Consider the following 13876-nt stretch of genomic DNA (forward strand, 5'->3'; position numbering starts at 1 on the left):
CGCTAACGCTCGGGGGCCGCGTCGAGCCGGACGCAGCAGGCACCGGGACGTGGCGCGAGCCGGGGCAGCAGGTCGGTGCGTCCCGCGCCGGCGACCAGTCCGGCGAGGAACGCGTGGTTGAGCCCGCACACGAGGGCCGTCTGCCGGGTGGCCAGGGCGTGGAACGGGCAGTTGCGCAGCAGCACGTGGTCGCGGGACGCCTCGGGCTCGAAGCCGAGGCCGGCGAGCGCGGCGACGAGGTCCTCTCCGCAGTCGCGTACCTGCGCGCCCAGGTCCCGGCCACGTCGCCGGGCCTGCCGCCGCGCGGCCTGGCGGGCGTCGTGCGGGTCGTCGGCGACCGCGTCGGCGAGGATCTCGGCGATGAGTTCGTAGCGCCGCTCGGGAACGGTGATCGCGACGCCGTCACCGGCCGCCTCGTAGACCTTCGGCGTCCGGCCGCGGCCCCGGGGCTGGTCGGCCGGCGCCTGGTAGCGGGCCCGCAGAAGCCCGGACTCGACGAGTTTGTCGAGGTGGAACGCCGCGAGGTTGCGGGACATGCCGTGCGCCTCGGCCGCCTCCTCGCGGGTGACCGGGTGGTCGGCCCGGCACACGTAGTCGTACAGCGCCCGCCGGGACCGGTCGACGAGCGCGGCCATCGCGCTCCAGCGCTCCCCGGTGCTCACAGCCCCGACATTATCACCAGCGAACGCTATTGAAATTCCGGACTCGCTGGGGCAGCATCCTCGATAACACCAACGGACGTTGGCGAAAACATTCTGGGGGTTCGTCATGCACCTGGATCACCCACGACGGCCCGACGACCGGGAAGCGCCCGCGACCGCGGGGAGGCCGCTGACGTGAGCGTCACCGCCCTCCGGGTGCAGCACCAGCGCCCCCGCCGCGACCTGGCCGCCGCCGAACGGGCGGCAGCCCAGTTCCTGGCCGCGCTCGGCGTCGACACCTCCGCCGACGGCCTCGCCGACACCCCCGGTCGGATGGCCCGCGCCTACGCCGAACTGCTCACCCCGCGCGAGTTCCAGCTGACCACCTTCGACAACGACGAGGGCTACGACGAACTGGTGCTCGCCCGGGCCATCCCGATCCGGTCGGTCTGCGAGCACCACCTGCTGCCGTTCGTCGGCGTCGCGCACGTCGGCTACCTGCCCGGCGAGCGCATCCTGGGGCTGTCCAAACTGGCCCGGGTGGTCGAGCTGTTCGCCCACGGCCCCCAGGTGCAGGAGCGGCTGACCAAGCAGATCGCCGACTGGCTGACCCACCACCTGCGCCCGCGCGGGGTCGGCGTGGTCGTCGAGGCCGAACACCTGTGCATGACGCTGCGCGGCGTCCGCGCGGTCGGCAGCAGCACCATCACCTCCACCCTGCTCGGCACGCTGCGCGACGACCACCGCTCGCGCGCCGAGTTCTTCACGCTGGCCGGGGTCGGCCCCCGCTGACCCACACACGGAAGGACCGGACCGATGTCGAAGACCAGCCTCGTGATCGTGGGAGCCGGGCTCGCCGGCGCGCGGGCCGCGCAGACGTTGCGGGAGGAGGGCTTCGACGGCGGGATCGTCGTGGTCGGCGACGAGCCGGACCGACCGTACGAGCGGCCACCCCTGTCCAAGGGCCTGCTGACCGGCAGCGCCGAGCCCGACAGCGTGTTCGTCCACGACGCCGGGTGGTACGCCGAGCACGACGTCGACCTGCGCACCGACGCCCGCGCCGTCGCCGTCGACCGCTCCGCGAAGGTGGTACGGCTCGCCGACGGTGAGCACATCGCGTACGACAGGCTGCTGCTGGCCACCGGCGCCACGCCGCGCGACCTCGCGGCGCCCGGGGCCGACCTGGACGGGGTGCTGCGCCTGCGTACCCTCGCCGACAGCCGCCGGATCGCCGCGGCCCTGGTCGACGGCGCGCACATCGTGATCGTCGGGGCGGGGTGGATCGGCCTGGAGGTCGCCGCCGCCGCCCGGCAGCGGGGCGCCACCGTCGACGTGGTCGAGACCGCCGCACTGCCGTTGCGCCGGGTGCTCGGCGACGAGATCGCCCGGGTGTTCGCCAACCTGCACCGGGACCACGGCGTCACCTTCCACTTCGACGCCGAGGTCCGCGAGATCCGCGGGGACGTGCGCGCCTCCTCGGTCCTGCTGGCCGACGGCACCGAACTGCCGACCGACGCCGTGGTGGTCGCCGTGGGCGTACGGCCGAACACCGACCTGGCGGCGGCGGCCGGCCTCGCCGTCGAGAACGGCATCCTCGTCGACGCGTCCCTGCGGACGGCCGACCCGGACGTCCACGCCGCCGGGGACGTCGCCAACGCCTACCATCCCGTGCTGCGCCGGCGCCTGCGCGTCGAGCACTGGGCCAACGCGCTGCACAGCGGCGCCGCCGCGGCCCGCGCCATGCTGGGGCAGCCCGTCAGCTACGACGACCTGCCCTACTTCTACACCGACCAGTACGACCTGGGAATGGAGTACGTCGGGCACGCCCCGCCCGGGGAGTTCGACCGGGTCGTCGTCCGGGGCGACGTGGCCAAGCGCGAGTTCATCGCCTTCTGGACCGCCGGCGGGCGGGTGCTGGCCGGCATGAACGTCAACGTGTGGGACGTCGTCCCGCAGATCCGGCGGCTGGTCGCGGCTGCCCGGCCGGTGGACCTCGACCGGCTGGCCGATCCCGACGTGCCGCTGGACGAGGTGCGCTGATCGAAGGGTCAGTGGCGGAGGCGGCGGGAGCACTCGCCGTCGTGGTCGGGGCGGAGCAGGCAGCGCCGGCCGCCGGGCATCGGCGCGTCGCAGAAGACCCAGTGGCGTACGTTCTGGTCGTCCTCCGTCGACACCGTGGTCCCGCCGGGGTCCATCATCGGCAGCACGGTCATCCAGCGGCCTACGACCCGGGCCAGCCGCTGGGCCGCGGGCAGGTCGTTGGCGACCACCGGCAGGTGGATGACGTACCGTCGGCTCACCGCGCGCTCCCCCGTTCGCTGATCCATCGTGGCCTCTCCGTCGTCGGCTGGATGGGGTGAGGCCCCCGCCCTCCCCCGCGACCGGCCCCACCCCGCCGTGCCACCGCAGCTTCGTTCAGCGGTACGGCAGCACAGCTGTTGGTGGTCAGCTTGTGACACGACGCCGTCCACATGCAACGTTCCACAGCGCATTTTCGCTGAGATGTATTGACTTTCTTTACTGAAACCTGTAGAGGTTGCAGGGCGACGTCACGCAGTGTTGCAGGACGGAACCAGGGAGTGTTCGCATGGCCGAGGACATCGGATCTACCGTGCCGCGCCGGCAGCTCGGGCGGCTGCTGCGGCAGTACCGCACCGAGGCCGGCGTCACCCTCGACGCCGCCGCCGACGCCCTCGAATACAGCCGCCAGAAGATCTGGCGCATCGAGAGCGGCATGGGCCCCGTGCGGGTGCTCGACGTCAAGGCCATGTGCGAGCTGTACGGCGTCTCGGCGGAGATGACCGAGGCCATGAAGGGCCTGGCCGCCGAGACGAAGTCGAAGGGCTGGTGGCACGCGTACGGCGACGCGGTGCCGAGCTGGTTCGAACTGTACGTCGGCCTGGAATCCGCCGCATCACACCTGCGGCAGTACGAGGAGACGCTGATCCCCGGGCTCTTGCAGACTCGCGAGTACGCCCTCGGCCTGGCGCGACTCGACCGGCCCTCGGCCAGCGAAGAGGACCGGGAGCGAGCGGTCGAGGTGCGGCTGCAGAGGCAGGGCCTGTTGAGCCGCCGCCTGCCGAAGCCGCCGCAGTTGGATGCCGTGTTGTCCGAAGCGGTGCTTCGCCGCACGGTCGGCAACCGTGGCGTCATGGTGGGGCAGCTCAGCCGCCTCATCGAGGCCGCTGAACTGCCCAACGTCGCGGTCCGGGTGCTTCCGTTCACCGCAGGCCCCCATTCCGGCGCCGTCGCCGGCTCCTTCGTGATCCTGGACTTCCCTGCCACCAAGGGTGGGCGGGCGGCGCCGGAGCCGTCGGTCGCCTACAGCGAATCGCTTACCGGCGCCCTCTACCTCGACAAGCCGGAGGAACTGGCGGCCTACCGCGCGGCATGGAAGAGCCTGGAGACGCTGGCGCTCGATGAGGCAGAATCGATCGAGATGATCAAGCGGATCATCGGGGAGGTGCGGCATGACTGACCTGACCGGCGCCGTCTGGCGCAAGAGCATCCGCAGCGGCGGTAACGGCGGCAACTGCGTCGAGGTCGCCACCAACCTCCCCGGCGTCGTGGCCGTACGCGATTCGAAGGACCCTGACGGCCCGGCCCTCGCCTTCAGCCCCGCGACCTGGACGGCCTTCGTCGCCGCCGCGAAGCGGGCAAATCTCGCCGCCTGAGATCCGTCCCGTAGGTCACACCGTCTGTTTCAAATCGACGTCGATGTGAAGTGACGGACAGCCGACGATGTATTCCCATGGTCGAATGCGTGACCATGGCGACGACTCCCTCTTCGTACCGTCCGCTCGGACCGGCCGACCGGGACAACTTCGCACAGCTGTGCCAGCACACACGGGAGGGCTTTGAAGATGCGCTGGACCTCGTGTTGATCCACAACGAGCGCGAGGTACGGGGGAGACAGCCACGGGCATCGCTCAACCCGTTGATCGTGCTGTTGTCGGTGGCGGCGTGGGAGAGGTTCGTGATCGACCTGAAGGCGATTGCCCGTGGCCACTTCGAGGCGGCAGGCGTGTACGACGAGACCCGCCAGAACGACAGGGGGGCGCGATTCGCGACTGCCGTTAGGGTCCTGGGCCCGATGTCCGCTGGCCGGCTTCCCGAGGCGTGGTCGGTGCGAACCTTCGAAGCATGGTCCGGGAAGACGCCGACGAACCCGTACACACTAACGGGCAAGGAGACGGCAAGACTTGAGGCGGAGGTCGAATCGTGGCGCGCGCTTCGCAACAAGGTGGCGCACTGGTGCCTGCCTCAAGACGGGGCAACCGCCAACTGGCGCTCCGACGCGGCGACACACACCATCCAGTCCGGGCAGGCGCGCATCGCTCTGTCACTGTTCCTGCAGCTCGTCGACCAGGCGATCGTCGCGCTGGCCGAGGCGGCGGACTTCGTCGACGTCGACAAACTTCGGCTGCCCGCCAGTTGGTTCTCGGCTGAGCCCCCGCCAGGACTTCGAGGCGTGGCGAACCCTGGCGTGCTGTGGGATGGTGAGCCGCTGACCTGGTGAACCGGGATGCCGGAGCCCTGCCCGAGGCGTAGCTCCTGAGTCTGCCGTCAGCCGACACCGTTCGAGATCGCGATGCGCCGGCACCAGCGGCCGATGGTCCGCTTGTACGGCTCGGGCATGTGCAACCCGGGCACCTCGTCGTAGGCGAAGGCGCCCAGTTCCTTGTGCTCGGCCGAGGACACCAGTTGCTCGTCGCCAAGGTAGGTGGCGCCGTAGCTGACGATGAAGAGGTGCCGGACGGCCGTGATCTCGTACACCGAGGAGTCGATGATGTTGACCTCGGTGACGGTCAGAACGAGCTCTTCCGCGACCTCCCGGCACACCCCGTCCTCGGGCGTCTCGCCGACCTCCAGCTTGCCGCCCGGCAGCTCCCACTCGTCGCGCTCGTTGCGCAGCAGCGCCGCCACGATCATCTGGCGAAGCGCGACCGTGACGTCGTCCCGTCCACCGTCGCTGTGCGGACGCGCGACCTGATCGTCGCGGTAGCGGAGGCGAATGAGGTCGCCGTGTCGATCAGCCAGGAGCGGTCCCTCGTCGCCGCTCGACAACCTCAGCCGCAGTCCCGCCAGCACCTCGTCTCCGACGTCGCGGCGAAAACGCGCCAGCACCCGGGCGCCGTCGACCAGTTGGAATCGCCACCGGTGCGGGCGGGCACGGCCATCACCGCTGCCAGGAGGCTGGGCGGTTCCTCGGCGGGGCTGCGGTCCGTGTGCGGGGGCAGCCGGGCATCGGAGGACCCCGCCTCACTCCTTCCAGGGGCAACCGACGTCGCGGCATGATGATCGTCAGCCCGTGGGCCGACTGGTGCGGATGGTCGGCCGGCTCGGTCCAGTGATCGATCATCCCCTGACCTCGTCGACGCTGCCTCCTCGGATGAGCACCAAACCGGCGCGGGCGAGAACGGACGGCACCGCGGCAGCATCGATCTCCGCCGAGTTTCCTGCCTCCAACAGTCGCTTGATCCGCCTGACGATGAGGACGTCGCGGGCTCAGGTGTGGCATCGACAGTAGCCAGTCGAATCGGCGATCGGTAACGGCCAGTAACTGTCGGTGATCGACACAGCCGAGCCGTCCGATGTTCGATGTGTCGGAGCCCCCAGTGCCCCCTGTCCCGTGTCACGGGAGGCATTCCGGCATCCGATGCGGGTAACCGACCCTCATGGCAGGGCCACTCCTGACCGTCGGCCACGGCACCGCCAGCCAGGCGGAACTCACCGCGCTGCTGCGTGACGCGGGCGTCACCCGGCTGGTGGACGTACGCCGGTATCCCGGCAGCCGGGCCCACCCGCACGTCACGCGGGAGGCCCTGGCGGGGTGGCTGCCGTCCGTCGGCGTCGGCTACCGGTGGGAGAAGCGGCTCGGCGGCCGCCGGCGCGTGCCGGAGGACTCGCCCGACCGGTGGTGGCAGGTCGAGGCGTTCCGGGCGTACGCCGCCCACATGCGCAGCCCGGAGTTCATCGCGGCGGCCGACGAGCTGCTCACCGAGGTGCGGACGTCGCGCGTGGCCGTCATGTGCAGTGAGACGGTCTGGTGGCGGTGCCACCGCCGGTTGATCGCCGACTTCGTCACCCTGGCTCGGGACACGCCGGTGTGCCACCTCGACCATCGCGGTCAGCTCAGGGAGCACCCGGTGGCCGCGGGCGCGCGGCTCGCGCCCGGCGGCGTACTCGTCTACGACCGGGTGTGACGCGCGTCCGCTGCCGGGCGTCCTGCGGCGAGCCGGTCATGGACGGCGCGCCGGCGGCCGAGCCCGCTGGGCGACGGTCGGCGCATGGCCGCCCACCGGCCGTCGCGGATCGGGCCGCCGGTGGCCGGGCGGGGTGCGCCGGCGGCGGTGAACGCGGCCCGGGGCTGCTGCACCGACTGCAGCGAGACGATGTCGCGGCCGAACAGCGCGGCGCTGAGCCAGACCAGCAGGACGCGGAGCTTACGCTCCCAGGTCGGCACGGCGAGCACGTGGTACCCGCGGTGCATCACCCAGGCCGGGAACCCCTTGACGACCAGGCGGCGGTACTGGAAGACGCCGCGCCCGAGGCCGAGGGTCGCGACCACGCCGAGGCTGTGGTGGACGTACGGCTTGACCCGCCGCCCGCGGAGGTCGGCCACCAGGTTCGCGGCCAGCCGCTTGCCCTGCCGGACGGCGTGTTGCGCGTTCGGCACCGTGAGGGCGCCCGGGACCGACGAGGCGAGGTCCGGCACGGCGGCGTTGTCGCCCGCACCCCAGGCGTCGGCGATCGCCGCCTCCGCCGTGCCGACCCGCAGGTCGGCGCGCACCTGCAGGCGGCCGCTCCGGTCTACCGGCAGGTCGGTCTGCTTGGCGACGACGGGGTTGGCGCCGTTGCCCGCGGTCCAGATCAGCAGCTCGGTGTCGTACTCCTCGCCGGTCGAGAGCAGGACGTGCCCGTCCTGCGCCGAGACGAGCTGCGTGTCGAGGTGGATGTGCGCGCCGCGCTGTTCGAGGTGGCGGACCACCCACCGGCCCACGTCGTCGGTGACCTCGGGAAGGATGCGCCCCTGCGCCTCGACGAGGTGGAAGGCGAGATCCGAGAAGGTGAGTTCCGGGTACCGCTTGAGCAGCGCCGTCGCGAGGGAGAGCAGCTCCCCGAAGCCTTCGACGCCGGTGAACCCGCCGCCGACGACGGTCACGGTCAGCAGCCGGGAACGCTCCGGACCGGGCGGGAGGGTCGAGGCACGCTCGAACGCGGTGAGCAGCCGGTCCCGGATCGCGACGGCCTCCTCGACGTGCTTGAGGCCGATCGCCCCCTCCGCGACGCCGGGGATCGGGAACGTACGGGTCACCGCGCCCGCCGTGACCACGATGGTGTCGTAGTCGAGTTCGCGGTCGGGCCCGTCCAGCGGCCGGATGGTCACCGTCTTCCGCGCATGGTTGATCTCGGTGACGCTGGCCGGGATGACGGTCGTCCGGCGCAGGTGACGGCGCAGCGAGACGGCGACGTGACGCGCCTCGACCGAGCCCGCGGCGACCTCGGGGAGGAACGGCTGATAGGTCATGTACGGGCGGGGATCGACGAGCGTGACCTCCGCCTCGCCGCGGCGGAGCTTCTTCTCCAGCCGCCAGGCCGTGTAGAAACCGGCGTAGCCGCCGCCGACGATCAGGATCCTGCGCATGACGTCCTCCCACCAACTGCCACCTCGTACAACCAGGTGAGGCTTGGCTTTGTGCCGCGTGCCGGTGGTGATCGGGCACACGGCATTCGAGGGACAGCACGCAGCGCGGTCGGTTGCTATCGTCTGCGTCACCACGATGGCCGTGAGTGTCCCTGGGGAGGGTCGGCATGTGGGACGAGGCTGCGCTGGACGCGGCGGCCCGACGACTCGACCGCTGGGAGGCGTCCTTCACCGACCGGGCCGAGCGCACACGCTCGCTCACGTCGCGGATCCAGGCCCTGAACGGCACGGCGCACAGTCCCGACCGGACGGTCGTGGCCACCGTCGACTCGTCCGGGCAGTTGGTCGACCTGCGCCTGGACGAGCGCATCCGCCAGCGCCCGGCCGCGCACATCGCCGAGCTGATCGTCGCGACCACCCGGGCCGCGTGCGCCGACCTGCTGAAGCAGGTCACCGAGGCGACCCGGCAGACCCTGGGTGACGACCCGGCCGGGGCGGCGATCGTCGAGTCCTACCGACGGCGCACGCAGGTCGAGGCTGCCGGTGCCGGCATCCGCGTCCGACCCGAGGACGTCGACTCTGGTGGCGCCGGTGCCGCCCGGTGACGGCATCCACGTCCGGCCCGAGGACCTGACCGCCCACGCCGGCCACCTCGACCGCGCCGCCGACCGTCTGGACACCGCCCGGGCGGCCGGCCAGCACGTCCGCCTCAGCGCCGACGCGTACGGTCAGCTCTGCGTACTCATGCCGATCCTGTTGGACGGCCTGCACCGTACCCTCGTGGACGGCATCGGCGCGGCGGCCGGATCGGTCCGCGACAGCGGCGAGCGGCTCCGCGCCGGCGCGGCCCGCTACCGGGCCGCCGACGCCCGCGCCGAGCGGCTGCTCGACCAGGTACGGCGCGGGCGGTGACCAACCCGCTGGTCGCCCCCGCCGCGGACCCCTCCCCCAGCGCCTGGGCGGGCGTGTGGATCCTCGAGGACATCGCGCTCATCCACCAGGGCGTGCGCGACGGCAGCTGGATCGACGGCACGCTCGGCGTGGTCAGCGCGAGCCTCGACGCGCTCGCGTTCGTCTCCGACCCGGTGGGCGCGCTCCTCCAGTACGGCATCGCCTGGCTCATCGAACACGTCAAGCCGCTCAGCGAAGCCCTCGACTGGCTCGCCGGCGACCCGGCCCAGATCACCGCCCACGCCCAGACCTGGCGCAACGTGGCCGCGTCGCTGCGCGACACCGCCGGCGACCTGGCACGCGACGTCCGCATCGACCTGACCGAGTGGGGCGGCCTGGCCGGACCCGCCTACCGCGCCTGGGCGCACGAGCAGCAGCAGGCCATCACCGGGCTGGCCGCGGGCGCCGACACGATGGCCACCATCACCGAGGCGACGGCGGGCCTCGTCGCCGCCGTCCGGCTCCTCGTCCGCGACGCCATCGCCACGTGCGTGTCCCGCCTCATCGTGTACGCGGCCGAACTCGTCGCCACGGCCGGGCTCGCCACACCGCTGGTCGCCGAGCAGGTCACCACCCTGGTGGCGTCGTGGGCGGCGCGGATCGCGAAACTGCTCCGCGGACTGATCAACAGCCTCCGGCGGATCATCCCGGCCGCCCGCCGGCTCGCCGAACTGATCGAGCGCCTCAAGCAGACCCTCGGCCGACGCGGACGCGCGACGGTGGATGAGGACAGCCTCAGTCGGGTTCGGGGCAAAGGTGCCGGTCCTCGGATGCCGATGAACATGGAGTCGGTATGGACCATCGCCGCCAAGTACGGAATTGACATCTCCGACGTCCCGATCAGCATCAACAACCGGGTTTCAGGCGTGTGCGGGGTTACGCGGCCCGACCGGTCGGTCATGCTCTGCCGAGAGGCGTTCCGCAGCGAGGAAGACCTCGCCCGAACGCTTGAGCACGAGCGCTTCCACGTCCTTGAACTGCGCAGAGGAGGTGCATACCCAACCACCCGTCACGAAATCGACGCGTTCGAAGATAGGGCGTACGCGCATGAGGAACGATGGTGGACGAACCAGTCGGTCAGGCCGGAGGGAGCAGGCTGATGGCCACCTTTGACGAATGGCTCCACGCATACGACGTCGTCTACCACGCGCTTCCGGCGGCATCAGGTCTCGCCTGCCCGAACTGTGGACATCGAACTCTGCGGCTCGTGTTCACGGCGCCGCCGGGGGCCGGACACGGCTACGCATCCTTTTGGTGCGACACCTGCCTTGAAGGAATTGCCCTGTCCCGAACGCCCATCCCCGGTGGAGCCGACGTCCGTTCGACCGACGAGCCTGTCGAGGAACGCAACCGCGGCATCCCTGACTACCGCCTCGCGACCTAGGCGTGTCCTGCCGATCTTGTAGTGGTTGATCGTTGACGATGTGCCGGTGGTGCGTCGTGGCGAGTTGACCGATGAAGCGTGGGCGGTGATCGCGCCGCTGCTGCCCGAGCCTGGCGGTGCGCGGAGGGGGGTGGCGGGACCACCGCCAGGTCATCGGCGGGATCCTGTGGAAGCTGCGCACGGGTGCGCCGTGGCGTGACCTGCCGGAACGTTTCGGGCCGTGGAAAACCTGTCACGAACGGCTGCGCCGCTGGACCGCCGACGGCACCTGGGACCGGATCCTCGCCACGGCGCAGGTCCATGACGACGGCACACCCGTGCAGTGGACGATCAGCATCGACTCGTCGATCGTGCGGGCGCACCAGCATGCCGCTGGCGCCGGCAAAAAGGGGGTTCCCCGACAGGTCCGGCGACGCCTGATACGCAGGATGGCGAGGCCATCGGCCGATCCCGCGGCGGACTGAGCACGAAGATCCACCTCGCCGTCGACGGACGCGGACGGCCGCTGTCGATCCTGCTCACCCCCGGCCAGGCCGGCGACAACCCCCAGCTCCTCGCGCTGCGCGACGCGACTCGGATCAACCGAGTTGGACCTGGCCGGCCGCGCAAGTGCCCAGACGTGTTAGCCGCCGACAAGGGTGATGCCCACGACTGGCCGGCGAGCGCTGCGGCAACGCGGGATCGGCACGTCATCCCGGAACGCTTCGACCAGGTCGCCCGCCGCGCCGCCAAAGGCAGCCCCGGCGGCCCGACCGCCGGGCTTCGACAAGGCGATCTACCGCAAGCGCAGGAAGGCGGATCTGAACAAGCAACACCGCGCGCAGGTCGAACACGGCCTGACCCGCTGAAGTGCTTCAAGATCCTGCGCGACATCCTCGCCGGGCAACGCCTTCACCAAGTTACGAGACATCCTTTAGGCGTCGGCCTGTTCCGAACACCTCTACTTCGTTCACCGCCTCGGACGTGTCACGAGGCGCGCGGCAGCGCGAGCCAGTCCTGCCAGGTAATGTCGCGGCCCAGATAACGGGGCTGCTGAAAAGGCCAGTCTGCGGCAATCCACTGGGGCACCAACGCGTCGAAAGCGGACTCCACCTCGCCGCCTACGAGGTCGTCCACCACCCACCAGGAAACTTCTCCGTCTGAGCCGCTGCGCTCGGGCGGGTCGATGTAGACGCAGCCGAAGAGCGCCGTCTCATCCTCGTCCAGCAGTGCGTAGTTAAACGACTGGTGCGCGGCGATCTCCTTCTCGTGCCGCAGCAAGTCGACGCGGTCCTCTTCATAGGTCATCGTCGCCTTGGGCCAACCCCAGGCCGGACCGAAGACCTCCCACAAACGCTCTCGGGAGCCCATCACGGCGGGGTAGTCCATCGCCGTGTCCGCCTCCCGGATCGGCCGCAGGTGAAGCGCGGTATTAGGCACGGGCACGTAGACGGGGTGGACGAAGTCATCAGGCAGCCAACTCACCGGGGTGAGACTACAGTTGGCGGGGTCTGGACGGCCCGCCGGTCCCGTAACCGTCGCTAGCCACGTCTGTCGGTGGCAGGGGGAACGGGCCATCTACGGGCCTGCCACCAGGGACCAAGCCAGGCCGTCCAGGACTAGACCGACCGGCGGTTACCCGGTGTCGGCCAGGTACTTGTGGGCGGCGATGCCGAGCGCGGTGCGCTGGGGCCAGCGTCGGTGCGTTCCTGTTGGTGCCGGCGGCCGGCACCAACTATGTGGACCAGGACGGGTGCCGGTGAGGCGAATGTCCGGTGTCTGCGCCTACCTGGATCCCGGCCGGCCACGGGTAGCGCACGTCATCGGCAGCGACAGTCCTCCCAAGTACAGTGGCCAAGATCACCCGAGTTGCCCCGGAGGACGCCATACGGTCAGGCTCAGGGAGGCCATTCCGAGCGAGCGGCTTCCCGCCGGGACAGTGGGAACAATCGTTCACATCTTCAGCGGTCCTCCGACTGCCTACGAAGTCGAGTTCGCCCACGCAGACGGCTGCGGTCACCCTGACTACTGAACAGATGGACCGGTACAGCGGCTGAGCCAATGGCCGTCACTCAGCGGCCGCTCGACCTACTTCCGCCTGCTACGCCTACCGGTTGGGGTACCACGAGTTCCCAGTCTCCGGACCTCCAGCACCGGGACCGTTGGGTTCTACCACCTGCCCCCTCTGAGTTGATCGGACCGCGCGTGGCGATCGTGCGCCACAGTGTGGCCACGGTCAGCCCTGACGGGATGACCCTGTGGAGGGTGCTCGGCCGGGCGTCGCGCTGCGATGATGCTGCTTGTGATCAGCTCGTTTCCAGATCCGCTCGACTACCGCAGCGTGCAACGCGCCTACGACACCGTGGCCGAGGACTACGCCAGGTACCTACCGGACACCCGCGCCGAGGCTCCCCTCGACCTCGCCATGGTCGACGCCTTCGCAACGGCGGTGACGTCCGGTGACGACGCACGGGTCCTTGACGCCGGGTGCGGCGCGGGGCGGATGAGCCGGTACCTCACCGAGCGCGGGTGTCTGGTGGAAGGTGTCGACCTGTCTCCGCACATGGTCGCCATGGCCCGACGCGACCACCCGGACCTGGTGTTCACCGTCGGCTCCTTGGCCGACCTCCCCCATCCCGAGGACAGCTTCGCGGGCGTGCTGCTGTGGTATTCGATCATCCACACTCCTCCGGCCGGCCAGGCCCGCATCTTCGCGGAGGCCGCCCGGGTTCTCCGCCCGACCGGTCACCTGCTCGTCGGGTTCCAGTCCGGCGAGGGTACGCGCGACGTGTCAGCGGCGTACCGCCGGTTCGGCCACGAGGTCGAACTCGAGCGCTACCTCTACACGCCGGACCAGGTTGCCTCGCAGCTTGAGGCTGTGGGCCTGCGGGAGGTGTGCCGCTTGGTACGACGTGCCGAGGGCGCCGAGCAGGACGATCAGGCGGTCCTGCTGGCCAAGGCTCATTAGGCCGTGTGGCTCCAGGGAGCTGGCGAGCCGGGTGCACCCCGGACTTCGGCGTCGAGCAGGGTCAATCCCCGCACGCGCTACGCCTCCCGCCTGCGACGGTGCAGCCGCGTGGTCCACCTCGCCGCGTTCGCTGTTGGCTCGTTTGCCCGTCTGTGAGTCTCGCCGCACATTGACGGTCGGTCACGTCCCGTGGCGTGGTGTAGATCGCCTGCGTGAGGCCCTGTGTGCTGTTCAGTTTTCCGGTTCGTTGTCGAGCTGACAACGGGTCTGGTCAGGCAGCGATGAGTTCGCTGGTGGGGGCGCTC

At 70.6% G+C, this 13876-nt stretch carries 17 protein-coding genes and 1 pseudogene; 13 read left to right on the forward strand and 5 right to left on the reverse strand.

The genetic code is table 11. The features are described 5' to 3' along the window. Positions 1-2: 2 nt before the first annotated feature. Entirely contained in the window at positions 3-662 is a 660-nt protein-coding gene (locus D7I43_RS16110) for a helix-turn-helix transcriptional regulator (protein WP_240032988.1), read from the reverse strand. A 174-nt stretch (positions 663-836) separates the two neighbouring features. On the opposite strand from D7I43_RS16110, the gene folE reads away from it, so the two are divergent. Then, the gene (gene folE, locus D7I43_RS16115; protein WP_120329311.1) at positions 837-1433 is read left to right on the forward strand and encodes a GTP cyclohydrolase I FolE; all 597 of its coding nucleotides are present in this window, start codon (positions 837-839) and stop codon (positions 1431-1433) included. 24 nt (positions 1434-1457) lie between these two features. Further along, a complete protein-coding gene (locus tag D7I43_RS16120; protein ID WP_120329312.1) occupies positions 1458-2681 on the forward strand; it encodes an NAD(P)/FAD-dependent oxidoreductase in 1224 nt (407 codons plus the stop codon). Positions 2682-2689: 8 nt separating this feature from the next. On the opposite strand, the gene D7I43_RS16125 is transcribed toward D7I43_RS16120, so the two are convergent. Continuing rightward, positions 2690-2941, reverse strand: coding sequence for a hypothetical protein (locus D7I43_RS16125; protein ID WP_120329313.1), 252 nt, complete (start codon positions 2939-2941; stop codon positions 2690-2692). Positions 2942-3228: 287 nt separating this feature from the next. On the opposite strand from D7I43_RS16125, the gene D7I43_RS16130 reads away from it, so the two are divergent. The 3 genes from D7I43_RS16130 to D7I43_RS16140 all read left to right on the forward strand — a co-directional run bounded on the left by D7I43_RS16130 (position 3229) and on the right by D7I43_RS16140 (position 5160). Next, complete coding sequence (locus tag D7I43_RS16130; protein ID WP_120329314.1) at positions 3229-4119, forward strand: helix-turn-helix domain-containing protein; 891 nt, start codon at positions 3229-3231, stop codon at positions 4117-4119. Beyond that, entirely contained in the window at positions 4112-4315 is a 204-nt protein-coding gene (locus D7I43_RS16135; protein WP_120329315.1) for a DUF397 domain-containing protein, read from the forward strand. Before D7I43_RS16130 ends, D7I43_RS16135 begins: the two co-directional genes overlap by 8 nt. 89 nt (positions 4316-4404) lie before the next feature. Continuing rightward, entirely contained in the window at positions 4405-5160 is a 756-nt protein-coding gene (locus D7I43_RS16140) for a hypothetical protein (protein ID WP_147427256.1), read from the forward strand. A gap of 47 nt (positions 5161-5207) precedes the next feature. Here D7I43_RS16140 and D7I43_RS16145 read toward each other — a convergent pair whose 3' ends face one another. After that, positions 5208-5732 carry an NUDIX domain-containing protein gene (locus D7I43_RS16145; protein ID WP_204985207.1) on the reverse strand — a complete coding sequence of 175 codons (525 nt, stop codon included), beginning with the start codon at positions 5730-5732 and terminating at the stop codon, positions 5208-5210. Positions 5733-6319: 587 nt separating this feature from the next. Between D7I43_RS16145 and D7I43_RS16155 the strand changes: the two genes are divergently transcribed. Further along, positions 6320-6847, forward strand: a complete 528-nt coding sequence (locus D7I43_RS16155) for a DUF488 domain-containing protein (RefSeq protein WP_120329319.1) — start codon at positions 6320-6322, stop codon at positions 6845-6847. Here the strand turns inward: D7I43_RS16155 and D7I43_RS16160 are convergent. Continuing rightward, on the reverse strand, positions 6832-8289 hold the full coding sequence (locus D7I43_RS16160) for an NAD(P)/FAD-dependent oxidoreductase (RefSeq protein ID WP_120329320.1): 1458 nt from the start codon (positions 8287-8289) through the stop codon (positions 6832-6834). The genes D7I43_RS16155 and D7I43_RS16160 overlap by 16 nt on opposite strands. Positions 8290-8456: 167 nt before the next feature. Between D7I43_RS16160 and D7I43_RS16165 the strand changes: the two genes are divergently transcribed. From D7I43_RS16165 to D7I43_RS16185, 5 genes and pseudogenes are all read left to right on the forward strand, one after another. Further along, the gene (locus tag D7I43_RS16165) at positions 8457-8894 is read left to right on the forward strand and encodes a YbaB/EbfC family nucleoid-associated protein (protein ID WP_120329321.1); all 438 of its coding nucleotides are present in this window, start codon (positions 8457-8459) and stop codon (positions 8892-8894) included. Then, positions 8881-9201 carry a type VII secretion target gene (locus D7I43_RS16170; RefSeq protein WP_120329357.1) on the forward strand — a complete coding sequence of 107 codons (321 nt, stop codon included), beginning with the start codon at positions 8881-8883 and terminating at the stop codon, positions 9199-9201. Before D7I43_RS16165 ends, D7I43_RS16170 begins: the two co-directional genes overlap by 14 nt. Beyond that, positions 9198-10340 (forward strand): WXG100 family type VII secretion target, encoded by a 1143-nt coding sequence (locus tag D7I43_RS16175; RefSeq protein WP_240032989.1) that lies wholly within the window; start codon positions 9198-9200, stop codon positions 10338-10340. The genes D7I43_RS16170 and D7I43_RS16175 overlap by 4 nt, the downstream gene beginning before the upstream one ends. After that, positions 10340-10624 (forward strand): hypothetical protein, encoded by a 285-nt coding sequence (locus D7I43_RS16180; RefSeq protein WP_120329322.1) that lies wholly within the window; start codon positions 10340-10342, stop codon positions 10622-10624. Before D7I43_RS16175 ends, D7I43_RS16180 begins: the two co-directional genes overlap by 1 nt. A 49-nt stretch (positions 10625-10673) precedes the next feature. After that, positions 10674-11412, forward strand: a pseudogene (locus D7I43_RS16185) (IS5 family transposase); the annotation flags it as partial. A gap of 178 nt (positions 11413-11590) precedes the next feature. Here D7I43_RS16185 and D7I43_RS16190 read toward each other — a convergent pair. Then, the gene (locus D7I43_RS16190; protein WP_120329323.1) at positions 11591-12088 is read right to left on the reverse strand and encodes a GNAT family N-acetyltransferase; all 498 of its coding nucleotides are present in this window, start codon (positions 12086-12088) and stop codon (positions 11591-11593) included. 283 nt (positions 12089-12371) lie between these two features. Here D7I43_RS16190 and D7I43_RS34390 point away from each other — a divergent pair, with 283 nt between their 5' ends. Continuing rightward, entirely contained in the window at positions 12372-12635 is a 264-nt protein-coding gene (locus D7I43_RS34390; protein ID WP_120329324.1) for a DUF4926 domain-containing protein, read from the forward strand. 270 nt (positions 12636-12905) lie between these two features. Beyond that, complete coding sequence (locus D7I43_RS16200; RefSeq protein WP_240032990.1) at positions 12906-13571, forward strand: class I SAM-dependent DNA methyltransferase; 666 nt, start codon at positions 12906-12908, stop codon at positions 13569-13571. The last annotated feature ends 305 nt before the right edge of the window (positions 13572-13876 follow it).

Origin of the sequence: Micromonospora globbae (genome assembly GCF_003610785.1) — a bacterium.
In the GTDB taxonomy this organism is placed as follows: domain Bacteria; phylum Actinomycetota; class Actinomycetes; order Mycobacteriales; family Micromonosporaceae; genus Micromonospora; species Micromonospora globbae.

Coding starts and splice junctions, on each gene's coding strand:
- D7I43_RS16120 (WP_120329312.1), top strand. CDS start 1,458: ATGTCGAAGACCAGCCTCGTGATCGTGGGAGCCGGGCTCGCCGGCGCG.
- D7I43_RS16155 (WP_120329319.1), top strand. CDS start 6,320: ATGGCAGGGCCACTCCTGACCGTCGGCCACGGCACCGCCAGCCAGGCG.
- D7I43_RS16180 (WP_120329322.1), top strand. CDS start 10,340: ATGGCCACCTTTGACGAATGGCTCCACGCATACGACGTCGTCTACCAC.
- D7I43_RS16165 (WP_120329321.1), top strand. CDS start 8,457: ATGTGGGACGAGGCTGCGCTGGACGCGGCGGCCCGACGACTCGACCGC.
- D7I43_RS34390 (WP_120329324.1), top strand. CDS start 12,372: ATGTCCGGTGTCTGCGCCTACCTGGATCCCGGCCGGCCACGGGTAGCG.
- D7I43_RS16130 (WP_120329314.1), top strand. CDS start 3,229: ATGGCCGAGGACATCGGATCTACCGTGCCGCGCCGGCAGCTCGGGCGG.
- D7I43_RS16160 (WP_120329320.1), bottom strand. CDS start 8,289: ATGCGCAGGATCCTGATCGTCGGCGGCGGCTACGCCGGTTTCTACACG.
- D7I43_RS16135 (WP_120329315.1), top strand. CDS start 4,112: ATGACTGACCTGACCGGCGCCGTCTGGCGCAAGAGCATCCGCAGCGGC.